Raw genomic sequence first — 22,839 nt, 5'->3', positions numbered from 1 at the left:
CGAAGGTCATCATGAAGCGGATCACCCACCCCACACTGGCCGCGGCGCTGTGCCTCGGCGTCGCGGCAGCCGTCGCGCAAAGCGCCACGCACACGGTGCGCGTGCTCACCCCCGAAGCCGCCAGCAAGGCCACCCAGGCGGCGCTGGCATCGTGCCGCCAGCAGGGCTACCAGGTGGCGGCAGCGGTCGTCGACCGCTTCGGCGTGGCGCAGGCGATGGTGCGCGATCGCTTCGCCGGCCCGCACACCTCCGACACGGCGATCAACAAGGCCTGGACCGCGGTGAGCTTCCGCAGCAACACCGGCGATCTCGCGCGCGCCACGCAGCCCGGCCAGCCCAGTTCGGGCATCCGCCAGATCCCGCGCTTCGTGGGCGTGGGCGGCGGCGTGCTGATCGAGGCCGGCGGCTCGATCATCGGGGCCGTCGGCATCTCCGGCGCCCCCACGGGAGACGCCGACGATGCCTGTGCGAAGGCGGGCATCGCGGCGATCCGCGACGAACTCGAGCTCTGACACGGACCAAGGCGCCCGGCGGCGCCGGCCTCAGAAAGCCGGTCGCGTCGCCAGGCCGGCCGCGGTGATCAGGTTCGCACGCAGCAGCGGCCTCACGATGGCGGCGATGAGCGGATCGGCTTCTTCGTCGGCCGCAGACGTCGGCATGAACCGGCCGGGCTCGTGGTTGAGCATGCGCGCGAAGCTCTCGGCGACGGCATCGGTGCGGCGCGCGGGCCACACGCCATCACGCAGCGGCACGACCATGGTGGCGGTCAGCGGATCGGCCGGTTCCCGATCGGCAACCGCCGGCGCGGCTGCAGCGCTCTCGTGCGAGAGCATCCGGTCGAAGCTGTCGCGCACCGCATCGGCGGCCCAGCCGGGCGCAGCGGCAAGCGCCAGGGCGATCGCGACGGCAGCGGAGCATGCAGAGGAATTCAGTGTGGCAAACATGTTCGATCTCCTGGGTTCCGGGTCGATCGGTCGGCCGGACGCGGTCTCCTCGATCGCCGGTGGAGGCATCGTGGCGCGCCGATGTATCAAGGGCGTTGCACGGCGGCCGGCATCCTGCTTCGTTTGTTGTCGGATGCGCAGGCTCGACGGCGCCGCAAGGCGATGCCGTTTCAAATCTTGCAGGCGCCGGTTCGCGGCGCCGCCCTGCGCGCTCGAACCCGAACCGGTCGGGGTCTCGAGGCTAGGTACCGCAGAAGGTCTGGTAGCCCGCCGTGACCTCCACCGGCGCCGGCTCCGCGTAGGGTGCGAGTTCCTCGGCTTCCTCGTGCGGCCGGCGCAGCGCGGCCAGCAGGCGCTCGAACGGCGCGAAGTCGTCGTCGGTGGCAGCGGCCAGCGCCTCCTCGACGCGGTGGTTGCGCGGGATGATCCACGGGTTCGCGCGCCGCATGTGCGCGACGCGCGCGCTGGCGCCCGGCGCGCCGGCCGCGTCGTCGCGGGCGCAGCGCCTGCGCCAGCGCGCCAGCCAGGCGTCCACGGCCGCGCGATCGACGAACAGGTCGCGCAGCGGCGCCTCGCGACCCTCGGCCGCATCGGCCAGGCGCCGCCAGGCGAGCGTGAAGTCGACCGACTGCGCGTGCAGCAGGGCCAGCCAATCGCTCACCAGCGCCATGTCGGTCTCGTCGTCGTCGGCGCCGGCCGCGAACAGCCCGAGCTTGGCGCGCTGGCCGCGCAGCAGCGCCGCGGCGTACAGACCGGGGAAGGCATCGATCACTTCCGTCACCTGCGCCACCGCATGCTGGATGGCGGCCTCGTCGTCGGCGGCGGCCATCAGCGGCAGCAGCGCTTCGGCCAGGCGCGCGAGGTTCCAGCGCGCGATGTGCGGCTGGTTGCCGTAGGCGTAGCGTCCGCCATGGTCGATGCTGCTGAACACCGTCTGCGGGTCGTAGGCCTCCAGGAAGGCACAGGGGCCGTAGTCGATCGTCTCGCCGGAGATCGTCATGTTGTCGGTGTTCATCACGCCGTGGATGAAGCCCACGTTCATCCACTGCGCGATCAGTGCCGCCTGGCGCTGCGCCACCGACCGCAGCAGCGCGAGGTGACGCTGCGGCGTGCCGGCCAGCGCCGGATCGTGGCGCGCGATGCTGTATTCGGCCAGCCGGTGCAGCTTGTCGATGTCGCCCCTGGCCAGGAAGTACTGGAAAGTGCCCACGCGCAGGTGGCTGGCGGCCACGCGCGTGAGCACCGCGCCGGGCCGAGACACCTCGCGGTGGACCGTCTCGCCGGTCGCCGCCACGGCCAGCGCCCGCGTGGTTGGGATGCCCAGCGCGTGCATCGCCTCGCCGATCAGCACCTCGCGCAGCATCGGGGCGACGGCGGCCTTGCCGTCACCGCCACGCGAGAACGGCGTGCGCCCCGAGCCCTTGAAGGCGATGTCGCGCCGCCTGCCCTTGCCGTCGATCACCTCGCCGAGCAGCAGCGCGCGGCCATCACCGAGCTGTGGCGAGAAGCCGCCGAACTGGTGGCCGGCATAGGCCTGCGCAATCGGCTCCGCGCCGTCGGGCAGCACGTTGCCGGCGAACAGGGCCGCGCCTTCGACACCGCGCAGCGCTTCGGCATCGAGGCACAGTTCGGCCGCGAGCACGTCGTTGAGGTAGAGCAGCCGCGGCGCCGGCACCGTGGCGGGCTTCCATGCCACGTAGAAGCCCGGCAGTTCCCGGGCGTAGGTATTGTCGAAGGCGAAGCGGAGCATGGGGCGCGGGCGGGTGGGCGGGCCTCCAGTGTGGCGTGCATCGGCTGGCCCTGCCGGCGCACGGGTTGTGCCTCCACGGGTTGCTCGGAGGGCGCACCGCGCCCTTGCACGGCGCCGATGGCCGCTGTGCACCTTCAGGACGAGAATCGGAGCGGCAGGTCCACGCATCGGCAGAATGGGCCGTGAGAGGAGCAACGCATGGAGCCGCACGCACTCGACCCTGGGGCGATGCCAGGCACGGCAGACGCGTCCGACGCGCGGGGCGCGCCCCGCCGCCGCGCGTGGTCCGCCAGCGGCCTGGCGAGGATGCACGATGCGCTGCGGCGCCACGTGGCGGCCCGCCGGCTGCCGGGACTGGTCGCACTCGTCAGCCGCCGCGGCGACGTGCACGCCGACATGATCGGCACCCTGGCGTTCGACAGCGAGGCGCCGATGCGGCGCGACACGATCTTCCGCCTGGCCTCGGTGACGAAGCCGATCACGGCGGTGGCGGCGATGATCCTCGTCGAGGAATGCCGGCTCCGGCTGGACGACCCGGTCGATGCGTTCCTGCCGGAACTGGCCGACCGCAGAGTGCTGCGGACGATCGACAGCGAGCTCGACGACACGGTGCCCGCGAAGCGCCCGATCACGCTGCGCGACCTGCTGACGTTTCGCTCGGGCTATGGCGAGGTGGCATTCCTCTGCCCCACCTGCCCGCTGCAACGGGCGCTGATCGACGCGGGCCTGCCGCTGAGCGCCTGGATGTTCGAAGGAACGGCCGACGAGTTCATGCAGCGCCTCGGCAAGCTGCCGCTCGCGCATCAGCCGGGCGAACGCTGGCTCTATCACATGAGCGCCGAGATTCTGGGGGTGCTGATCGCGCGCGCCTCCGCCATGCCGCTATCGGCCTTCATGCGCGAGCGGATCTTCGAGCCGCTGGGCATGAAGGACACCGGCTTCAGCGTGCCGCAGGCGCATCTCGATCGGGTCGCGACCTGCTACCAGACCGACTTCTCGAGCGGCGAGGTCCTGATGCTGCCGGACGCTCGCAACGACCGGCTCGTGCAGCCATGCCGCTTCGAGTCGGGCGCCGGCGACCAGCTGCTGTCCACGGCGGACGACCTGCTCGCGTTCGGCCGCATGATGCTGAACCGAGGCGTGCACGGGAAGGCGCGCATCCTGTCGCGGCCCACGGTGGAGCTGATGACGACGGACCAGCTGACGGCCGAGCAGAAGGCCGTCTCGCCGTTCTTCGAGCACTTCTGGGACTCGCGCGGCTGGGGTCTGGGGCTGTCGATCGTGACCCGGCGCGACGACGTCGCCAGCGTGCCCGGGCGCTTCGGCTGGGACGGCGCCTTCAGCACGTCGATGTATGTGGACCCGCGCGAGGACATGGTCGGCGTGCTCATGGCGCAATGCCGGCCCGGCGCGTTGCGCATGCCGCCGGTCGTGCTCGACTTCTGGACCTCGGCCTACCAGGCGATCGAGGACTGATCCTGTGCCGTGCCGGGGCCCGTCATCGCGCCTTCTTCAGGTAGACGTCGGACACCCTCGGCTTGAGTCGCTCGAGCGCTGCGTTGGCGGTCTCGCGGCTGTCGAAGGGGCCGAGCACGACCACCCACAGGTTGGGCGTCAGCAGCGGGTAGTCGGACGAGTCGATGACGCGTGCCTCGAAGCCGGCCTCCGCCAGCGCCATCAGCCGACGGTCGGCGTTGCGCCGCTCGCTGCGCGCGAAGGAGCCGGCCACGACGAACCATTCACCGGCCGGCGAGTCCTTCACCACCGGCGGCGGCCGGCGCGGCGTGGCATCGGTCGACGCGCGGGTCGCCGCCGGCGGTGTCGGGTCGGGGCCAAACGCCAGGTAGCCGACGATCGCGGCCAGCGCCACCGCCGCCATGGCGATGATGCCGTTGCGCCAGCCATGACCCGCGGGAACGGCGACGGCAGCCGGCATCATGGGCGCAGCGGACGACACCGCCGGTGCCGCCGGCGGCGGCCCTGCGGGCGACTTTCCGAGCAGGCGCCGCATGTCGCCCAGCAGTTGCGTCAGCTTCTCCGACGCCTGTCCCGGCATCCAGTCCGTCAGGTCGGCGGCCTGGATCTCGCGGAAGCCGCGCGGGGGCATCACCGGGTCGAGCGACACCGGCACGAGCACCTGGCGTGCCTTGCCGTCGTCGGCTTCCTCGGCCACCCACTGCGACTCCACGGAATGGGCCGACCAAGCCACCACGACGCAGCGTGCCTGCTGCAACGCCGTGCCGATGTGGCTGCGCCAGGTGCTGCCGGCGGGGATGCGACGGTCCCAGAAGACGCTCCAGCCCTCCGCTTCGAAGGCCGCGACCAGAGGCTTGATCCGCGACTCGTCCTCGCGGGCATAGCTGATGAAGATGTCGCTCATGGCTGCACGGGCAGTCTAATCCCGTTGCCGTGATCGGCCCCCTGTTCGCCAAGGGCTCAAGGACCGCGCCACGAAAGAGAAGGCGTGGCCGGCGACCTGTCCGCGGCGCAGCCACTTCGCCATCGAGCGGTCGAGCTCCATTGATCGTCCTCAACGAGGCCTACCCGTGCGAGTGGACATGAGCACGGGCTGCGCGCCAGACTAGTCCACCGCCTTCGGAAGACCTGGGGAAATGCCTCATGAACAAGATGATCGAGCTGGCTGAACAACACATCCTCGAATCGGAGTCGCGCCTGCGGCACATCGATGAATTGATGGCTCGGGCGCGCGCCGCCCCCGTGAAGAAGGAGGCGGCCACCGAGACCGAGGCGCTGCTGCGGCAGATCGAAGCCGATCGCAACAAGCTCGCGCGGGAATTGGAGGAGATTCAACGCCTGCCCCGTGGCGAAGGCTCGGACATCGTCAAGCGGGGCGAAGGTCTGAAGGGCTTGCTGGAGTCCGTCGGGCTGCAGCTGGAGCACGCGCTCGGCGCGATCTTCGAACGGGACAAGTGACCTCCGGCCTGGCCGCCGACCCGGTGCGACATCTGCGGGCCGGCGGCGGTCTGCGACGAAAAATACCTCGGGCAGGCCCGTCCGTGGTTGCGGGTGGCGATCCAAGAGGCCCGGGATTCCGAGGCTCGCCCTGCGGCATCGGCGAGCAGTCCCGCGCGGGTGAGGAGCACTTTCGGGAGGTGACGGCGGCCGGGGTGCCGCCGGACATGGTGATGCCGATCGGCCCGCCAGGCGAAGCGGTGGTTTCGGAGCGCCGAAGCTGCCGCAGCAGCGGCCCTCGCGACAGGGGGTGCTGCTGGACCGTTGCCCTGCATCCCGGCGTGCCGGCGTCCACGTCGGGACGGTGGACGGCCGCGACGGGACCCTTCGCGCCGTCCGGTTGCCGCGCGGGCCCGTCGGGCTCGAGCCGACGGTGGGGGGTCGGATTCGAGGCCGATGATGCCCCGGAGATCGCTGAACAGTCGGAGGTCTGATCGGGCCCCCTCTGCATCGGCGCCGGGGCCAGCATCGAGGGCTGCGCATCTCGACGTCGGGACTCCACGCACATCGCGTCCGGGGGCCGGCGCCCGAGTTTTCCCGCCCCTGTGCCGCGCCAGATCGCCTGACACTGCCCGCCTACCCATCCGAAGCTCGACGATGCACATGAGCGAATCCACGGGGAGAGGCCCGCGAGCGGCGGTCATGGTGCTGGTGCTGCTGGCCGGTTGCGCGTCGACCTCCCCCTTGCCCGCGGAGTTCGACCGGCGGCAGCTGTCCGTGCTGGCACCGTCGGCCGATGTCGACCCGGTCGCGACCACGCCATCGGGCAAGGGCGAGGCCGCGCTGGCCGGCGCGGCTGGAGGCGCGGGCGTGGGCGCCGTGTCCGGCGGGCTCGCCTGCCTGGGCGCGGGGCCACTGGCGCCGCTGTGCTTCGCGGTGATCGTGCCGGCCACGACCTTGGCCACGGCCGTGGGCACAGGCGTGGCGATGGCCGTCATGGCGGACAGCGACGACGTCGTCGAGCGCAAGCGCGCCATGCTGCGCGCCGGGCTGGACGGCGCCGATGGCAGCCGCCGCCTCGCCGAGGCCGTGGCCGCGCAACTGGGCACGGTCGTGAACGAGGCGCCGGCCGCACCCGCCGACACCGACTGGCGGATCGAGGTCATCCTGCGGCGGGTCGCGACGACCGGCAGGGGCGTCGATGATCCGTTCCGGCTGTCGGCCGAAGGAGAGATACGACTGCGGCGCCCGGGGGCTGGCGAACCGCTGTTCACGCAGCAGCGCCTGGTTCGAAGCGAGGCTGCGCACGCGCTGGCGGCGTGGCAGGCCGACGACGCATTCGAGGCGCGGCGTGCGCTCGACACGATGATCGTCGACCTCGCGCGTGCGCTGGCCGACAGCTTGCGTTGACCTGCGCGCCCGAGGGCGCGGATCACTTCGATCGACGGAGCCGCTGGATCGAGACGGTCGACATCGAGCGCGGCAACGATCCGCGTTGACGCAACAGCAGCGGCGGCGGCGGCGCCCGCTTGACCTTGCCACGGCGTCAAAGACGAGCATGGCGGCACATCCCTGGAGGAACCGTCCATGAAGCCTTTGCCGAACCCCACTCCTGCCACGCGGCGCCAGGCCCTGCCGCGCACGCTGGCAGTCGCTGCCGTGGCCGCCGCCGCGGCGGCCTTTCTCGTTGCGTGCCAGCCGGCCGTGCCCGAAGCGTTAGCCGCCCCCGCGACGGCCGAACCCCCGGGCGTGCCGGTGGCGCGTGTGATGCGCAGCGACATCGAGCGCGGCCCCGTGCAGGTGGCGCGCGTCGAGGCCGCCGAGCGCGTCGAGATCCGCCCACGCGTGGCCGGCCCGATCGAGGCCGTGCTGTTCCGCGAGGGCGACGTCGTTCGCGCCGGTCAGCCGCTGTTCCAGATCGATCCTCGCCCCTTCGACGCGGCACTGTCTCGGGCACGTGCCGAGCTTCAGCTCGCCCGTGCACGCGAGGCGCTCGCGGCCTCGGAAGCCGAGCGCGCCCGACAGCTGCAGGAAGAGCAGGCGATCGCCGCCGAGGAGCGCGAGCGCCGCGACGCCGCGCAGGCAGAAGCGCAGGCGCGCCGCGCGGCGGCCGAGGCCGCGCTGCAGACGGCGCAGCTGGAACGCGAGTTCACGCTGGTGCGCGCACCCATCGGCGGGCGCGTCGGCCGTGCGCTGGTCACGGCAGGCAACGTCGTCGCCGCCGGCCCCGGCGCGCCGGCGCTGGCCACGCTGGTGTCCACCGCGCCGCTGCACGTGCATTTCGACGTGTCCGATCGTGCCGTGCTGCACCGCCTGGGCACCCCTGGCGCGGCGCGCGGCTGGAAGGCGCGCATCCTCGACGGCGACGGCCCACGCGAGATGCTGCAGGCGCCGATCGACTTCGCGGACCACTCCATCGACGCCGCCACCGGCACGCTGCGGCTGCGCGCGCGCGTCGACGCGCCGCAGCCCTCGCTGATCCCGGGCCAGTACGTGCGCGTGCAGCTGGTCACCGGCCAGACCCAGCCGGCGCTGATGGTGCCGGACAAGGCGGTCGGCACCGACCAGGGCCAGCGCTACGTGCTGGTGGTGGGCGCCGATGGCGTGGTGGAGTACCGCGCCGTCACGGTCGGCGAGGCGCATGCCGATCATCGCCTGGTGACGGGCGGGTTGCGCGAGGGCGAGCTGGTAATCGTCTCCGGCCTGATGCGCGTGCGACCCGGCATGACGGTGCGCGCGCAGCATGGGGCCGACCCGTCGCAGGCGCAGGCGTCCGCGCCGGCGCGCTCGTGAGGGGCATGCCATGAACCGCCTCGCGAGACTCTTCGTCGACCGGCCGATCGTCGCGATCGTGCTGTCGCTCATGCTGCTGCTGGCCGGCGCGCTGGCCATGGGCAAGCTGCCGCTGACCGAATACCCGAACGTGATGCCCACCACGGTGCAGGTGCGGGCGGCCTACCCCGGCGCCAACCCGCAGGTCATCGCCGACACCGTGGCCACGCCGCTGGAGACCGAGCTGACCGGCCTGCCGGGGCTGCAGTACATGAGCTCCAACGCCTCCGGCGACGGGCGCTACCTGCTCACGCTGACCTTCGGCGCCGACACCGACCCGGCGCGCGCCGAGACCGACGCACAGAACCGCGTCGCGCGTGCGCTGCCGCGCCTGCCCGCCGAGGTGCAGAAGCTCGGCGTGGTCAGCGAAACGGTGGCCCCCGACATGCTGATGGTGGTGCACCTCACCTCGCCGAACGCTCGCTACGACCTGCTGCACCTGTCGAACTTCGCGCAGCTGAACGTGCGCGACGCGCTGCTGCGCGTGCCCGGCGTCAGCAAGGTGGTGGTGTGGGGCGCGGGCGACTACAGCCTGCGCGTCTGGCTCGACCCCGATCGCATGGCGGCGCGCGGCCTCGCGGCTGGCGACGTGGTCGACGCCATCCGCGCGCAGAACCTGCAGGTGGCCGCTGGCTCAGTGGGCCAGCAGCCCGATGCGCGCAGCGCGCACCAGCTGCCGCTGACCGTGGCCGGCCGCCTTGCCTCGCCCGAGGCCTTCGGCGAGATCGTGCTGCGAAGCGGCGCGAGCGGCGAGCAGCTGCGCCTGAAGGACGTGGCGCGCGTCGAGCTCGGCGCCAGCTCGTACTCGCTGCGCAGCCTGCTCGACGGTCAGCCCGCGGTCGGCATCCAGATCGTGCAGGACCCGGCCTCCAGCGCCGTCGAGGTGGCCGCCGCCGTGCGCGCCGAGATGGCGAAGCTGCAGGCATCGTTCCCGCAGGACATCGCGCACCGCATCGCCTACGACCCCACGCTGTTCGTGAAGGCCTCGATCGGCAACGTCGTGCAGACGCTCGTCGAGGCGATGGTGCTGGTGGTGCTCGTCGTGCTGCTGTTCCTGCAGAGCTGGCGTGCGTCGCTGATCCCGATCGCCGCCGTGCCGGTGTCGCTGATCGGCACGCTGGCGGTGATGCACGTGGCCGGCTTCACGCTCAACACGCTGAGCCTGTTCGGCCTCGTGCTGTCCATCGGCATCGTCGTCGACGACGCCATCGTGGTGGTGGAGAACGTCGAGCGCCACCTGGCGCGCGGCCTGGCGCCGCGCGAAGCCGCGCTGGCGGCGATGAAGGAGGTGACCGGGCCGATCCTGGCCATCACCGCCGTGCTTGCCGCGGTGTTCATCCCCACCGCCTTCATGGGCGGCCTGTCGGGGCAGTTCTACCGCCAGTTCGCGATGACCATCGCCATCTCGACGGTGCTGTCGGCACTCAACTCGCTGACGCTCAGCCCGGCGCTCTCGGCGATGTGGCTGCGGCCTCACGCGGCCGGCGGCACGGGTGCGCTGCAGCGCTTCTTCGGCGGCTTCAACCGCGCCTTCGAGCGCGCCGCCGAACGCTACGCGGTGCTGACCCGCGCGGGCGTGAAGCGCAGCCTGCGCCTGATGCTGCTGTACGCGGTACTCGCCTCGGCGGCCCTGTGGAGCTTCCGCAGCGTGCCCGCCGGCTTCGTGCCCGCGCAGGACAAGTACTACCTCGTCGGCATCGTGCAGCTGCCGCCCGGCGCCTCGCTCGACCGCACCGAGGCGGTGACGAAGGAGATCACGCGCATCGCGCTGGCCCAGCCGGGCGTGGAGAGCGTGGTCGCTTTCCCGGGCATCTCGATCAACGGCTTCGTCAACAGCCCGAACACGGCGGTGATCTTCACCATGCTCGACCCCTTCGAGCAGCGCCGCGACGCCTCGCTGGCCGCCGGCGCGATCGCCGGGGCGCTGAACGGCAAGCTCGGCGCCATCGACGAAGCCTTCATCGCGATGTTTCCGCCGCCCCCGGTGCCCGGCCTCGGCCAGGCCGGCGGCTTCAAGCTGCAGATCCAGGACCGCCGCCAGCAGGGCCACGAGGCCCTCAACGCCGCGCTCGGCGCGGTGATGGCCGAGGCGGCCAAGGACACGCGCCTGGTCGGCCTGTTCTCCGGCTACCAGGTCGGCGTGCCGCAGCTCGCGCTGGACGTCGACCGCGAGAAGGCGCTCGCCATGGGCGTGCCGCTGGAGGCGGTCTACCAGGCGCTGCAGGTCTACCTCGGCTCGCTCTACGTGAACGACTTCAACTTCCTCGGCCGTGCCTGGCAGGTCAACGTGCAGGCCGACGCGCCGTTCCGCGCCGACGCCGAGGCCGTCGGCCGGCTGTGGACGCGCAACGGCGAAGGGCGCATGGTGCCGCTGTCGGCGCTGGTGACGAGCCGGCCGACCACCGGCCCCGACCCGGTGAGCCGCTACAACGGCTTCGCCTCGGCCGACCTGTCCGGCATGCCCGCGCCGGGCGTCAGCTCGGGCGAGGCGGTGGCGGCGATGGAGGAAATCCTGGCGCGGGCGCTGCCCGAAGGCTTCGCCCACGAGTGGACCGACCTCACCTACCAGCAGATCCGCGAGGGCTCGGGCGGGCTGTGGGTGTTCCCGCTCGCGGTGGCGCTCGCGTTCCTGATCCTCGCGGCCACCTACGGCAGCTGGTCGCTGCCGCTGGCGGTGCTGGCCATCGTGCCGATGGTGCTGCTGGGCGCGCTCGGCGGCGTGTGGCTCGCCGGCGGCGACAACAACCTGTTCACGCAGATCGGCCTGGTGGTGCTGGTCGGCTTGGCGTCGAAGAACGCGATCCTGATCGTCGAGTTCGCGCGCCGCCGCCAGCAGCAGGGCGCATCGGCGGTCGAGGCGGTGGTGGAGGCGGCGCGGCTGCGCCTGCGCCCGATCGTGATGACGTCGCTGGCCTTCGTGATGGGCGTGCTGCCGCTGGTCTTCGCCAGCGGCGCGGGCGCCGAGATGCGCCACGCGGTGGGCATCGCGGTGTTCGCCGGGATGCTGGCCGTCACCGTCGCCGGACTGCTCTTCACCCCTGCGCTCTTCGTGTTGCTGCAGGGCCGCCGCCGTGCCGCCGCGGCGGGCACGACCTCTGCCGCCGCGGCCCCCGCCGAGACGGCCTGAAAGGAACCGACCATGAACATCACTTCGATGCGCCTCACGGCGCTGGCCGCGGCGGCCTTGCTCGCCGCCTGCGGCAGCCTGCCGGCCGAGCCGGTGCCTGCGCCCGACACACCGGTGCGCTTCGCGCAGGCCCACGGTGTCGAGACCGGGCAGCGCGCACAGCCCGACTGGTGGACTGTCTTCGGCGATCCGGCGCTGGACGCGCTGGTGGCACAGGGGTTGTCCGCGAACCTCGACCTGCAGCAGGCCGCGCAGCGCGTGCAGCGCTCGCGCGCGCTCGCGGCCGGACGGCGTGCGGACCTCGGCCCCAGCGGCGGCGTGGGCGTGGGCGCTCGCGCCCAGCAGCTCGCCGAGGTCGAGGCACCGGGGCTGGACCGCGACGCGCGCCGCGGCGACACGGCCTCGGCCTCGCTGGGGTTGAGCTGGGAGCTCGACCTGTTTGGACGGCTGCGCAGCGCCGCCCGCGCGGCGCAGGCGCGCAGCGAGGCGGTGGCCTCGGACGCCGAGGCGCTGCGTCTCGCGGTGACCGGCGAGATCGCGCAGGCCTGGTTCGCCCTCGAAGGTGCGCGCGAGCAGGCACGCCTGACGCGGTCCGTGATCGAGAACCGCCGCGCCACGCTGGCGCTGGTGCAGCGCCGCGTGGCCGTGGGCCACTCGGCGCCGCTGGACGACGCCCGCGCACGCGCCGAGCTGGCGGCTGCCGAGGCCGAGCTGCCCGCGCACGAGACGGCAGCGGTGGTGGCCGTGCACCGGCTGGCGGTGCTGCTCGGTCAGTCGCCCTCGGCGTTCGACGCGCCGGCGGCCACCGCGAGCGAGGCCCGGCCGGTGGCGCTGCGCCTGCCCGCGCCGGCGCAGTGGGCGCAGTCCCGCCCCGACCTGCGCGCCGCCGAGGCGCGGCTGCGCGCGCTCTCGCTCGATGTGGAGGCGGTTCGTGCCGAGTGGCTGCCGCGCCTGTCGGTCGCCGGAGCGATCGGCACGGTGGCCGGCTCGCTGGCGGCGCTGGGCTCGGGCGGCAGCGCCGCTTGGTTCGTGGCGCCCAGCCTGTCGTGGCCGGTGCTCGACCATGCCCGCATCGAGTCACGCCTCGCGGCCGCGCGCGCCGAACAGCGCGAGGCGCTGCTCGCCTACCGCCAGCGCGTGCTGCTGGCCAGCGAGGAGGTGGAGTCGGCGCTGGTGCAGGTGGCCGAGGGGCAGCGCCGCCTCACGGCCTTGCAGGAGCGTTCACGCCATGCGGCCACGGCCGAGCGGCTGGCGCGCACGCGCTACGCGGCCGGAGCGTCCGACCTGCTGGAGTTGCTCGATGCCCAGCGCGGCGCACAGCAGGCGGCGCTGGGTCTGGCCGCGGCACACACCACGCAGCGCCAGCAGCTGGTGGCGCTGCAGCGCGCGCTGGGCGCGCGCTTCCTGCCGGAAGGCGAGGCCGGTGCCGCGTCCGCCATGGCGGACGCGGGGCGTCAGTGATGGCCGGGCGTGTGCAGGTGGCGCGTCCACGCCATCAGGTCGAGGTGCGTGGCCGACTCGGCGCGCGCTTCGACCTTCGCAGCGCCCCTCGCCGCGCCGGCCTTCGCGACCGGCCGGCGCAGCGGCTTGCCGCCCACCGCGCCGGGCTCCGGCGCTTCGGGGCTGCTGGCGGCGAGGCCGGCGAGGATGCTGCAGTGCGGGGCGTCGTCGCCCTGGCAGCGACCCACCAGCGCGGCCAGCGCCTCCTGCATCTGCGCGAGCTCCAGCATCTTGCGTTGCAGCTCGTCGAGGTGGGCCTGCGCCAGCGCCTTCACGTCGCGGCTCGGGCGGTCCTGCCGGCTCCACAGCCCGAGCAGTTCCGCGATGCGCTCGATCGAGAAACCCAGCTGGCGCGACTGGCGGATGAAGCGCAGGATGGAGACGTCGCGCTCGCCGTACTGGCGGTAGCCGGAGTCGGTGCGTGCCGCGGCGGGCAGCAGGCCGATCTGTTCGTAGTGGCGGATCATCTTCGCCGAGACGCCGGCGGCCTCGGCCGCTTCGCCGATGTTCAGTTGACGGTGCATGGGGCCTCCTGGGGCAAGGGGAACGCTGGCGCGCACTCTTAACCTTGACATCGTGTGAAAGTCAAGCCGGTTGGCCCTGATGCCGACCTGGATTGGCGGCGAGTCCGCCAGCGCCAGGGGGGCGCGCGCCGGCGCTTGACCTTCTCGCCGTGGGAAGGTCGAGACTGGTTCTCACCCGCAACCCCGGCGGAGAGGAGACCCCGATGAGCACCGCGCAGCTTTCCCACCACCACCAGCACGGGCACGCGGCGACGCCTGCCCGCGCTGCGGCGTCGGGCCACCCCCCGGGACTCGCCCGCCAGGCCTTCTTCGCGACCTTGCACTGTCTGATGGGCTGTGCGGTCGGCGAGGTGCTCGGCCTCGTGATCGGCACCGCGCTGGGCTGGGGCAACGTGGCGACGATCGCACTGGCGGTCGCCCTCGCGTTCGGATTCGGCTACGCCTTCACCATCGTGCCGATGCGCCGGCAGGGCATGCCGTGGCGCGACGCGGCGCGGCTGGCGCTGGCCGCCGACACCGCGTCCATCGCCGTCATGGAAATCGTCGACAACGGCGTGATGTGGCTGGTGCCGGGGGCGATGGATGCCTCGCTGACATCGCCGCTGTTCTGGGGCTCGATGGCCTTCGCATTGGCGGTCGCGCTGCTGGCGGCCTGGCCGCTGAACGCGTGGCTGCTCTCGCGCGGTCGCGGCCACGCGCTGGTGCACCGCCACCACGACCACGGCTGAACGCCGTGGCGGGAAGGTGCAGGGGCCTGGCGATGAGCGACCCACGAGTCTCGCCGCGCATGCCGCGCTCGCGCCGGCTCGGCCCCCTCGTCGAGGCGGCACTCGGGGTGCTGGTGGTGCTGGCCTGGGTGGCCGTCGTGCTGCGCATCGATGCCATCGCCGATCGGCAACCCGACGCTGGCGTCAGTTCGGCCGGCCAGGCGGGCGCAACGAAGCCGAACGTGACGACGCGGTCGTCCACCTCCGCGCCCGTCGCGCGAGACACGACGCCCGGCTGACGACGCGCGCGGTCCAGGCGGGTGCCGGCGCAGGGTTCGATGCGCACCAGGCTGCGCCGCGGCCGGCGGGCGGCGTCCCTTCCGGCATGACGGCCGAGCAGCAGCACCTGCCCACGACTGTGCGGGCACGGGCAACGGGCGGGCGCCTGGCAGGCATCGGTGAGCGCCTCGACCAGGGCGTCGCGCGTCCCGCTTCCGTGCACGCGCACGGTCTATGCCTTCAGGTCGATCTCGATCGTGCAGCCGGGATCGGCCTCCTGGGGGGCCCGAGCCCGACTGCCGGCGCAGTGGCCGCAGGCCATTTCGCGAGGCTGGAACTCGTTCATCGGTTCTCCTCGGAAGGGTGGGATGGGAAAACCCAGTCTGGTGTCTGCTGCCGAGACCGGGTCAAGTGACATTCCGGCCGACCCTGCCGCTGCCGTGCCCTATCGTCGCCGCCACGCCATCCCTCAGGAGACCCATGGACCGACACCTGGCCCTGCAATGCTTCTGCCGCGTCGTCGAGACCGGCGGGTTCGCTGCCGCGGCGCGCGACCTCGACTGCTCGCCATCGATGGTCAGCAAGACCATCCAGCACCTCGAGGAGTGGACGGGCAGCCGCCTGCTCGCCCGCACCACGCGGCGCATGCAGCTCACCGAGGCCGGTGAGCGCTTCTATGCGTACTGCCGGCGCGTGCTCGACGACACCGAGCGTACGCTGGGCGCGATCCGCGCTGCCCACGGCGAGCTCTCCGGCCGGCTCGTGCTGGCGGTGCCGGTGTCGCTCACGCTGTCCTTCCTCAAGGATCACCTGCACGCCTTCCAGGCGGCGCATCCGGACATCGAGCTCGAACTGCGGCTGTCGGACCGGCCCGTCGACATGGTGCGCGATGGCATCGACGTGGCGCTGCGCGGCCAGGCTCAGCTCGGCGACTCGTCGCTGATCGCGGTGCCGTTGATGGCGATGCAGCGCGTGGTGGCCGCTGCGCCCGACTACTGGCGCCGGCACGGCAAGCCCGATCATCCGTCGGGCCTGGCGGCGCACAACTGCCTGCCCTACCTGCTCGGCAGCGACGCCACGCGCTGGCAGTTCGACGGGCCCGGCGGCGTGCAGGTCGTGGAGGTGCACGGCAGCTTCCGGGCCGACAACAGCCTGATGCTGATCGACGCGATGCTGCGCGGTGTCGGCGTGGGGCTGGTGCCCCGCGTGATGATGCGCACCGAGATCGCCGAGGGCCGGCTCGAGACCGCGCTGGACGACTGGCGCGCCGAGGCGCGCCAGGTGTTCGCCATCTACCCCAGCCGCGAGCACCTGCCGCAGCGGGTGCGCACACTGGTGCGCTTCCTCAAGGAACGGCTGGCCGCATCGGGCGGCTGAACGCGCGGCGGGGTTCGTTCAAGCCGCCTCGCGGTGCTGCCGGCCCCGCGCCAGTTCGCGCGCGATGGTGGCCACGTGGCGGCCCTGGAAGTGCGCACCGGCGAGCTCGTTGGCCGACACCGCACGCGCACCGTCGCCGCCGGCCAGCGCCGTGGCGCCGTAGGGCGTGCCGCCGGTGATCTCGTCCATCTTCACCAGGCCGTCGAACGTGTACGGCAGGCCGACGACAACCATGCCGTGGTGGAACAGCGTGGTGTGGAAGCTGGTGAGGGTGGTCTCCTGGCCGCCGTGCTGCGTGCCGGTGACGGCGAACACGCTGCCCACCTTGCCGACCAGACGGCCCTTGGCCCACAGGCCGCCGGTCTGGTCGAGGAAATTGCGCATCTGTGCGGCCATGTTGCCGAAGCGGGTCGGCGTGCCGAAGACGATGGCGTCGTAGTCGGCCAGATCCTCCGGCCGGGCCAGCGGCGCGCGCTGCTCGGTCTTGTAGTGCGACGCGCGCGCCACCGGCTCGGGCACGAGCTCGGGCACGCGTTTCACGTCGACGGCGACGCCGGGCACCGAGCGCGCGCCGGCGGCCACGGCCTCGGCCATGGTCTCGACGTGGCCCCAGCTGGAGTAGTAGAGGACGAGGATGCGGGTCATGGCAGGCGTTCCTTCAAGTGGTCGTGCTAAGGGTCGGGCAGGCGGTCAGGCCGGTTCGCCGGTCGACCCCGGCGGTGTCGAAGCGCAGCAGCTCGGCCGGCGCCACCGCCTGCAACTGCAGTTCAGGCATGCCGTCGAAGAACACGATCGCGTCACCGTCCTCGAGCGCGGCGAGGCCAATGCCGGCGCCGTGCACCTCGACGCGCCCGTGCATCACGTGCAGGTAGAGGCCGCCCGTGGCGCAGGCGGCCACTTTGAGCGCCCGGCCCGGCGCGGCGCAGCCGAGGGCGAGCACCCCGTCCACGCCGATGTCGAGCGCACCGTCCTGCGGGCCGGGCGACACCAGGGTGCGCCAGGCGCCGGGCGCGGGCATCTCGTACGCGAGGCACTCGACAGTCGGTTCGAGACCAATGGCGGACGGCGCGAACCACAGCTGGAAGTGGTGGTCGACGTCTTGCGAAGACGCATTCCACTGCCGGTGACGGATGCCGCGGCCGGCGCGCATCCACTGCAGCTCGCCGGGCCGCACGAGCATGTGGCGGCCCTCGCTGTCGCGATGCTCGACGCTGCCGCTGCGCGGCAGCATGACGATCTCGAGATCGCGGTGCGGGTGCATCGGGAAGCCGGTGCCCGGCTGCACGCGGTCCTCGTTGAGCGCCAGCAGCGGGCCGAAGCGCGGACGATGCGGATCGACGTGGTCGGCGAAGCTGAAGCTGAAGCGCGCATCCAGCCAGTCGGTGCGCATGGCGCCACGCGTGGCGCTGCGGCGGATCTCGAAGTGGCTCATGCCGGCGTCCCCTGTCCGTGGCGGATGTCGACGGGCTCGTGGCGCCGTGCCGGGGCCTGCAGCAGCAGCAGTGCCGCGAGCACCAGGCCGGACGCTGGCCACACCGTCCACGGCAGGCGCTCGCCGAACACCAGCGTGCCGATCGCCACGCCGGCGAGCATCATCACGTAGCCGATGAAGCTGAAGGTGACCGGCTCGGCGCGCCGTTGCAGCGCGAAGTAGAGAAGATAGCCGATGGTGAGCACGCCGGCCTGCAGCGCCAGCCAGCCGAGCGCCGGCGCCGTCAGCGGCAGCCCGATCCCGCCGAACGCGAGGCCCGCCAGCGCGAGCATCGACGACGAGGCGAGCAGCGTGCCCGACGACATCCACTCGCCGCTGGCGCCAGGAGGCATGTGGCGCGATCGGTAGACGTTGGCCCCACCGATCGAGGCCGGAATGGCCAGTGCGATGGCCAGCACCGCCGCAGTAGCCTCGAACGAACCGCCGCGTCCGGCGAGCATCAGCATCGCTCCGGACAGCCCCAGCCCCACCGCCGCACCGCGGCGCAGCGCCGGGCGCTCGAGGCCGAGCAGCAGCGAGACGAGCAGCGTGAACACCGGCGGCAGCGCCAGCGACAGGGAGGCGAAGCCGGCGCCGGCGTGCGACGACAGCCAGAACAGCGCCGACATCGGCAGCGCATGGCCGAACAGTCCGGCGACGCCGCCGAAGCGGATCAGCCGCGGCAGATCGGCCGGACGGCCCTGCCGCAGCAGCCCGATCGCGCCGAGCAGCACCCCGGCGGCCAGCGTCGGCCACAGCGCGAAGGCAAGCGCGCCCACGCCGTGCTCGGACGCCGCCTTGGCGATCGGCGCACCGAGGCCGAGCGTGATGCCGGTGCCCAGCAGCAGCGGCCAGAGACGGGACAGGTTCATGGGGTCGTGACTCCTCGTCGATGTGCGGGCCAGTCTAGGAACCAGCCGCCCGCCGAACGAGGGGTGCCACGGAACATCACTGTTCACGGCGGGTGTGGAATCGACCTGGTGTCGTTGACATTGACATCCTGGGAAGGTCGACAGTGGCTCGCCCAGATCCCACCGCTCGAGGAGCACACCATGTCACAGGCACTGTTCGCCATCACCCGGTCCACGCCCTGCTGCGCCCGCATCACGCCCACCCGCACGGGCGACTGGCGCTCGACGCTGCGCCGCTGGGCGGAGCGTTGCCGCGATGCGCTGCATGCCGCGGGGAACCATCTGCGCGAACACGAACAGCTGCCGGCGCTCGACGCGGCGACGTTGCGCGACCTCGGGCTGAGCCACGCGCCGGCGGCGTGGACGCCGCGCGCCTGCCGGTGACGTAGCGACCACGCGCCCGTCCGCATTCAGTGGCGCCGCATGGCCCCTTCGGGCATCGGTGGCCCCGCGCGCCTAGCGGCGGCGCACCACCAGCGCCATGATCTCGCGTGCCCGCGCACGCGGCACGAGGTCGGCCAGCGTACGGCGGTCGAGCGAGGAGAGGAAGTCGCGTCGCGCCTCCTCCAGCGCCGCGGCGAGGTGGCAGGCGGCGGTCAGGGGGCAGGCCGATCCTTCGCCGAAGCACTCCACCAGCGCCATGTCGTCTTCGACCAGACGCACGATGTCGCCCAGGCGCGTCTCGGCGGGGTCACGCGCCAGGCGCAGGCCGCCATTGCGGCCGCGCTGGGTGTGCAGCAAGCCCGCCTGCGCGAGCCGGTTCACCACCTTCATCAGGTGGTTCTCCGAGATGCCGTAGGCCTCGGCGATCTCGCGGATCGAGCTCAGCGCCTCGGGGCCGTCGCGGAGGTGGCGGCTGGCGGCGAACATCAGCACGCGAATCGCGTAGTCGGTGTGCTGGGTGAGGCGCATCGCGACTCCTTGAAGATGCATTCAGTTGACATCTATTCTAGCCGCTCATAAGATGTACGCCACATGCATGTTTAAGCAAACAAGGAGAACAAGCCGATGAACGTGATCCGCTCCACCGAAGGACGAGCCCTGCGCGTGCTGGGCGACGAAGTGACTCTCAAGCTCGTCTCCGACGAGTCGCCGCACGGCCAGGCCATCGTCACCGTGCTCGTGCCACCCGGCAGCGGCACGCCCTGCGTGACGCACGCTGCCGAGGAGGAGGTGTATTTCCTGCTCGAAGGCGAATTGCTGATGCACACGCCCTCGGCGCGTCACCTGCTGGCACCGGGCGACATGGTGCACCTGCCGCCGGCCACGCCGCACGGCTACCGCAACCCCGGCGACCGCCCGGCGCGATTTCTCGCCTGGACCGTCGGCGGGCCGATGGACCGCTTCTTCGTGAAGGTGTCCGAGCGCGTGCATCGGCTGCCGCAGGACCTGCCGGCGCTGGAGGCGACGATGGCCGAGCACGGTGTGGCGCGGGCCACATGAACACCGCTGCCGCCCATCACGCGACGCCCGAGGACCTGGCGCGCCTGGTCGACCGCTTCTACGCGGATGTCTTCGCCGACCCTGAACTCGGGCCCCTGTTCGCGCCGCTGGCCGGCGAACGCTGGCCTGAACACCGACGGCGCATGACCGACTTCTGGTGCACGACGCTGCTGCACACGCGCAGCTTCCGCGGCAACGTGTTGCGCAAGCACCAGGCGCTGCTGCCGGCGCTGCAGCCGGCCCACTTCGGACGCTGGCTGACGCTGTGGCGGCGCCATGTCGCCGAGCAGGTTCCAGCGGCCGATGCCGATGAGCTGTTCGCGACCGCCCGCGGCATAGCCCGCAACCTGCACCTGGGCTGCTTCGGCACGCTGCCGGAACCGAGGGACGACGGCGACGCGGTGCGCGTGGCCGGCTGAACGCAGGCTTTGCCACCGTCGCGCCGCATCTCGTCCAAAAAGATTCTCATCCCATACATGTTTGACCCGGAGTCCAGACACCATGGCCATCCAGGATTACCTCTCGATGGGCAACCGCGCGATGGCGCTCTCGGGCGCCGCGATGCTGCTCGGCATCGGCGCCGCCTATCCTTTTGCGCACCACCTCGGGTTGGTACTGCAGATCGTCGCCCACCTGTCGATCGCGATCGCGGCCGGCGTCTTCAAGCTCGGCTACGTCATCCGGCTTGCGGCGCAGCACGAACTGGTGCAGCCGGTCGCCCCGGCCGGGCCGCAGGCCCGCGTGCCGCAGGCCAAGGCGGGTCCATGTGGGGCCATGGATATGGGGGGGTGAGCGAGGGCATCTCCGCTTGACGGTTGACGCCGGCTTGCCCTCACCATGGTGGTTTCGACAGCGGAGGCCGGCCATGCGCACTGCTGCAAATGAGACGTCAGCGCGGCCGACCCGCGTGCTGACGGGCCTCACGGCGCTGATCTTCGCGATGCTGGCGGCCGCGATGTATCGCCATGAGCCTTGGGTGGTGTCGGCCTGGCCCTGGCCGGAAGCGCCCATCTCGTTCGTCTTTCTGGCCTCGATCACCGCATCGGTGGCGACGGTCTGGTTCAGCGTCGCGCTGACCGGCGAGCTTGCCGCGCTCGCCGGGGTCGGGCTGAACATCGTCGTGGCCGCCGGCGGAGCCGTGTTGTTCCTCGCGTGGCAGATCGTGGCGAGCGGACCGGCCGGCCTCTGGCCCGCGCTCGGGCTTGCGGTCGCGTCCGGTCTCTTCGGCCTGTGGCTGTGGGGGGCGACGCGTGCCCTGCCCGTGCACGATCCGCGAGCGCTGCCGCGCTTCGTGCGCTGGGCCTACCTCGCCTTCACCGTGACGCTGATCGTCGCCGGCACGGCGCTGGTGCTGCAGCGGCAGGTGTTCCCCTGGGCGCTGCATCCTTCCAGCGCCACGCTGTTCGGCTGCATCTTCCTCGGCGCCGCAGCGTTCTTCGCGAATGCGGTGCACAGCGGCCGCTGGGCGATCGCCGCGCCTGCGTTGTGGGGCTTCCTGGCCTACGACCTCGTGCTGTTCGTGCCTTATCTCCAGCTGCTGTCGGTCGGCGGCGCCGCAGCCGACGACATCTACGGCGCGGGCCAGCAGGTCAACATGGCGAGCCTGGCGATCTATCTCTCCGTGCTGACGGCCAGCACGCTGCTCGCGCTGTACGCAGCGCTGCTGCATCCGGCCACCCGGCTGTGGCGCGCTGTCAGCGGGCCGGCGCCGTGAAGGCTCGCGGCGGCACGCCGATCCGCCGCGCGCTGGTCATCGGCTTCGGCCTGGCCGGCCTGACCGCGGCACGCGTGCTGTCGGACCACGTCGACGAGGTGTGGGTCGCCGACCGCGACCAGCTGCCCGACGGGCCTCAGGTGCGCAGCGGAACACCGCAAGCGCGTCACATCCACAACCTGCTGCTGCGGGGCCTGCACGAGCTCGAGCAGTTGTTCCCGGGCTTCGGGGCCGAATTGGTGGCAAGGGGCGGCGTGCCCATCGACCTGGCGCGCGACATGCGCTTTCACTCCATCTGGGGCTGGTTTCCGCGCTACGCGTCGGACCTCCAGGCGTGCCTCGCGTCGCGACCGCTGATCGAGCACGTGGTCCGCGAGCGCGTTCGCAGGCTGCCCAAGGTGCGCTGGCTGGAGCGTCACCGTGTCGTGGCGCTGCTCGGCGACGCGCAGCGCGTGCGAGGGGTGCGCTGCGCGCCCGCTGACGACCCACGCGCGAGCCTCGACATCGAGGCGGACCTGGTGCTGGACGCCAGCGGCCGGGGCACCCGTCTGCCAGACTGGCTCGAAGCCCTGGTCGGCCAGGCGCCGCCGATCACCGAGGTTGACGCGCAGCTCGGCTATGCCACGCGCCTGTACCGCATCCCGCCGACGGCGCCGGAGTGGCGAATGCTGCTGGTGCGCAACCCGTGGCCCTCGCCGCGCGCAGGGGGCATCCTGACCCTCGAAGGCGGGCGCTGGATCGTGACGCTGGCCGGCTTTTCCGGAGACCACCCAGCCACCGATGACGCCGGCTTTCGGGCGTTCGCCCGCAGCCTCGCGACGCCCGACATCGCTGACGCGATGGACACCGCGGCGCCGCTCGCCGACGCGATGGGCTACCGGCAAACCATGAACCTGTGGCGCCACTACGAACGCATGCCGCGCTGGCCGCTCGGGCTAGCGGCACTCGGGGATTCGGTGTGTGCGCTCAACCCTCTGTACGGCCAGGGCATGAGCATCGCGGCGATGCAAGCGGCATGGCTGCAAGACCTGCTCGAACGCCACGGAGCGACGCTCGCTCTCGGTGAGCGGCTGCGCCATGCGCTGCCCGACGTGCTGTCCGGCCCGTGGGCGATGGCCACGAGCGAGGACTACCGCTACCCCGGCACACGCGGCGCGTCGCGGTCGCGCTGGCTGGGCCTGCGTCACCGCTTCGGCGACGCGATGGCCCGCGCAGCGATGCACGACCTGCCGCTGCACTACCGCTGGCTGCGCGTCGTCAATCTGGTCGATCCGCCTGCGGCGCTGCTGAGCCCGGCGCTGCTGTGGCGCGCGGTGCGTGCCGGCTGGAGCACCTAGCGTGCGAACC

Annotated in this window: 24 protein-coding genes; 16 read left to right on the top strand and 8 right to left on the bottom strand. The window is 72.2% G+C overall.

Annotated elements, in window-relative coordinates; genetic code table 11:
* The first annotated feature begins 11 nt into the window (after positions 1–11).
* Positions 12–512 (top strand): heme-binding protein, encoded by a 501-nt coding sequence (locus Q0599_RS08030; RefSeq protein ID WP_298828089.1) that lies wholly within the window; start codon positions 12–14, stop codon positions 510–512.
* 30 nt (positions 513–542) lie between these two features.
* Here the strand turns inward: Q0599_RS08030 and Q0599_RS08025 are convergent, their stop codons facing one another.
* Both Q0599_RS08025 and Q0599_RS08020 read right to left on the bottom strand, forming a co-directional pair.
* On the bottom strand, positions 543–1,118 hold the full coding sequence (locus tag Q0599_RS08025) for a hypothetical protein (RefSeq protein ID WP_298828087.1): 576 nt from the start codon (positions 1,116–1,118) through the stop codon (positions 543–545).
* 67 nt (positions 1,119–1,185) lie between these two features.
* Positions 1,186–2,694, bottom strand: a complete 1,509-nt coding sequence (locus tag Q0599_RS08020; RefSeq protein WP_298828085.1) for a YdiU family protein — start codon at positions 2,692–2,694, stop codon at positions 1,186–1,188.
* A gap of 198 nt (positions 2,695–2,892) precedes the next feature.
* Here Q0599_RS08020 and Q0599_RS08015 point away from each other — a divergent pair, with 198 nt between their 5' ends.
* Positions 2,893–4,170, top strand: coding sequence for a serine hydrolase (locus Q0599_RS08015; RefSeq protein ID WP_298828083.1), 1,278 nt, complete (start codon positions 2,893–2,895; stop codon positions 4,168–4,170).
* Between the two features lie 22 nt (positions 4,171–4,192).
* On the opposite strand, the gene Q0599_RS08010 is transcribed toward Q0599_RS08015, so the two are convergent.
* Positions 4,193–5,074: a TIR domain-containing protein gene (locus Q0599_RS08010; RefSeq protein WP_298828080.1), complete on the bottom strand. Its 882-nt coding sequence runs from the start codon at positions 5,072–5,074 to the stop codon at positions 4,193–4,195.
* A 239-nt stretch (positions 5,075–5,313) separates the two neighbouring features.
* Here Q0599_RS08010 and Q0599_RS08005 point away from each other — a divergent pair, with 239 nt between their 5' ends.
* The 5 genes from Q0599_RS08005 to Q0599_RS07985 all read left to right on the top strand — a co-directional run bounded on the left by Q0599_RS08005 (position 5,314) and on the right by Q0599_RS07985 (position 13,027).
* Positions 5,314–5,628, top strand: a complete 315-nt coding sequence (locus tag Q0599_RS08005; protein WP_298828077.1) for a hypothetical protein — start codon at positions 5,314–5,316, stop codon at positions 5,626–5,628.
* Positions 5,629–6,270: 642 nt separating this feature from the next.
* Entirely contained in the window at positions 6,271–7,017 is a 747-nt protein-coding gene (locus Q0599_RS08000; RefSeq protein WP_298828075.1) for a hypothetical protein, read from the top strand.
* 177 nt (positions 7,018–7,194) lie between these two features.
* Entirely contained in the window at positions 7,195–8,400 is a 1,206-nt protein-coding gene (locus Q0599_RS07995) for an efflux RND transporter periplasmic adaptor subunit (RefSeq protein WP_298828074.1), read from the top strand.
* A gap of 10 nt (positions 8,401–8,410) precedes the next feature.
* Positions 8,411–11,566: an efflux RND transporter permease subunit gene (locus Q0599_RS07990; protein WP_298828073.1), complete on the top strand. Its 3,156-nt coding sequence runs from the start codon at positions 8,411–8,413 to the stop codon at positions 11,564–11,566.
* A 12-nt stretch (positions 11,567–11,578) separates the two neighbouring features.
* Positions 11,579–13,027: an efflux transporter outer membrane subunit gene (locus Q0599_RS07985; RefSeq protein ID WP_298828072.1), complete on the top strand. Its 1,449-nt coding sequence runs from the start codon at positions 11,579–11,581 to the stop codon at positions 13,025–13,027.
* Here Q0599_RS07985 and cueR read toward each other — a convergent pair.
* Positions 13,021–13,590 carry a Cu(I)-responsive transcriptional regulator gene (gene cueR / locus Q0599_RS07980; RefSeq protein ID WP_367180913.1) on the bottom strand — a complete coding sequence of 190 codons (570 nt, stop codon included), beginning with the start codon at positions 13,588–13,590 and terminating at the stop codon, positions 13,021–13,023. The two genes, Q0599_RS07985 and cueR, sit on opposite strands and share 7 nt — an antisense overlap.
* A gap of 203 nt (positions 13,591–13,793) precedes the next feature.
* Between cueR and Q0599_RS07975 the strand changes: the two genes are divergently transcribed.
* The 3 genes from Q0599_RS07975 (at position 13,794) to Q0599_RS07965 (ending at position 15,953) form a co-directional block, all read left to right on the top strand.
* Positions 13,794–14,318 (top strand): DUF4396 domain-containing protein, encoded by a 525-nt coding sequence (locus Q0599_RS07975; protein WP_298828071.1) that lies wholly within the window; start codon positions 13,794–13,796, stop codon positions 14,316–14,318.
* 32 nt (positions 14,319–14,350) lie between these two features.
* Complete coding sequence (locus Q0599_RS07970; RefSeq protein ID WP_298828069.1) at positions 14,351–14,596, top strand: hypothetical protein; 246 nt, start codon at positions 14,351–14,353, stop codon at positions 14,594–14,596.
* A gap of 460 nt (positions 14,597–15,056) precedes the next feature.
* Positions 15,057–15,953: a LysR family transcriptional regulator gene (locus tag Q0599_RS07965; RefSeq protein ID WP_298828067.1), complete on the top strand. Its 897-nt coding sequence runs from the start codon at positions 15,057–15,059 to the stop codon at positions 15,951–15,953.
* 18 nt (positions 15,954–15,971) lie between these two features.
* Here Q0599_RS07965 and wrbA read toward each other — a convergent pair whose 3' ends face one another.
* Genes wrbA through Q0599_RS07950 form a run of 3 tightly spaced genes read right to left on the bottom strand, consistent with a single transcriptional unit; the run spans position 15,972 to position 18,296 of the window.
* Positions 15,972–16,598, bottom strand: a complete 627-nt coding sequence (gene wrbA, locus Q0599_RS07960) for an NAD(P)H:quinone oxidoreductase (RefSeq protein WP_298828065.1) — start codon at positions 16,596–16,598, stop codon at positions 15,972–15,974.
* Positions 16,599–16,611: 13 nt separating this feature from the next.
* The gene (locus Q0599_RS07955; RefSeq protein WP_298828063.1) at positions 16,612–17,385 is read right to left on the bottom strand and encodes a pirin family protein; all 774 of its coding nucleotides are present in this window, start codon (positions 17,383–17,385) and stop codon (positions 16,612–16,614) included.
* The gene (locus tag Q0599_RS07950) at positions 17,382–18,296 is read right to left on the bottom strand and encodes a DMT family transporter (RefSeq protein ID WP_298828061.1); all 915 of its coding nucleotides are present in this window, start codon (positions 18,294–18,296) and stop codon (positions 17,382–17,384) included. Before Q0599_RS07950 ends, Q0599_RS07955 begins: the two co-directional genes overlap by 4 nt.
* A 180-nt stretch (positions 18,297–18,476) precedes the next feature.
* Here Q0599_RS07950 and Q0599_RS07945 point away from each other — a divergent pair, with 180 nt between their 5' ends.
* Positions 18,477–18,719 (top strand): hypothetical protein, encoded by a 243-nt coding sequence (locus Q0599_RS07945; protein ID WP_298828059.1) that lies wholly within the window; start codon positions 18,477–18,479, stop codon positions 18,717–18,719.
* Positions 18,720–18,791: 72 nt separating this feature from the next.
* Here the strand turns inward: Q0599_RS07945 and Q0599_RS07940 are convergent, their stop codons facing one another.
* A complete protein-coding gene (locus Q0599_RS07940; protein WP_298828057.1) occupies positions 18,792–19,247 on the bottom strand; it encodes an Rrf2 family transcriptional regulator in 456 nt (151 codons plus the stop codon).
* 96 nt (positions 19,248–19,343) lie between these two features.
* Here Q0599_RS07940 and Q0599_RS07935 point away from each other — a divergent pair, with 96 nt between their 5' ends.
* The 5 genes from Q0599_RS07935 (at position 19,344) to Q0599_RS07915 (ending at position 22,829) form a co-directional block, all read left to right on the top strand.
* Positions 19,344–19,778 carry a cupin domain-containing protein gene (locus tag Q0599_RS07935; protein WP_298828056.1) on the top strand — a complete coding sequence of 145 codons (435 nt, stop codon included), beginning with the start codon at positions 19,344–19,346 and terminating at the stop codon, positions 19,776–19,778.
* Complete coding sequence (locus Q0599_RS07930) at positions 19,775–20,197, top strand: group III truncated hemoglobin (protein WP_298828055.1); 423 nt, start codon at positions 19,775–19,777, stop codon at positions 20,195–20,197. Before Q0599_RS07935 ends, Q0599_RS07930 begins: the two co-directional genes overlap by 4 nt.
* 82 nt (positions 20,198–20,279) lie before the next feature.
* Positions 20,280–20,570, top strand: a complete 291-nt coding sequence (locus Q0599_RS07925; RefSeq protein ID WP_298828054.1) for a hypothetical protein — start codon at positions 20,280–20,282, stop codon at positions 20,568–20,570.
* Positions 20,571–20,643: 73 nt separating this feature from the next.
* On the top strand, positions 20,644–21,492 hold the full coding sequence (locus Q0599_RS07920) for a hypothetical protein (protein ID WP_298828053.1): 849 nt from the start codon (positions 20,644–20,646) through the stop codon (positions 21,490–21,492).
* Positions 21,489–22,829: a hypothetical protein gene (locus Q0599_RS07915; protein ID WP_298828051.1), complete on the top strand. Its 1,341-nt coding sequence runs from the start codon at positions 21,489–21,491 to the stop codon at positions 22,827–22,829. Before Q0599_RS07920 ends, Q0599_RS07915 begins: the two co-directional genes overlap by 4 nt.
* Positions 22,830–22,839 lie beyond the last annotated feature (10 nt).

The sequence above is a fragment of the uncultured Piscinibacter sp. genome, from assembly GCF_937952055.1.
Taxonomy (GTDB): domain Bacteria; phylum Pseudomonadota; class Gammaproteobacteria; order Burkholderiales; family Burkholderiaceae_C; genus Piscinibacter.
Note: the sequence above shows the minus strand (reverse complement) of the source record. Positions and strands in the feature narration are given on the sequence as shown.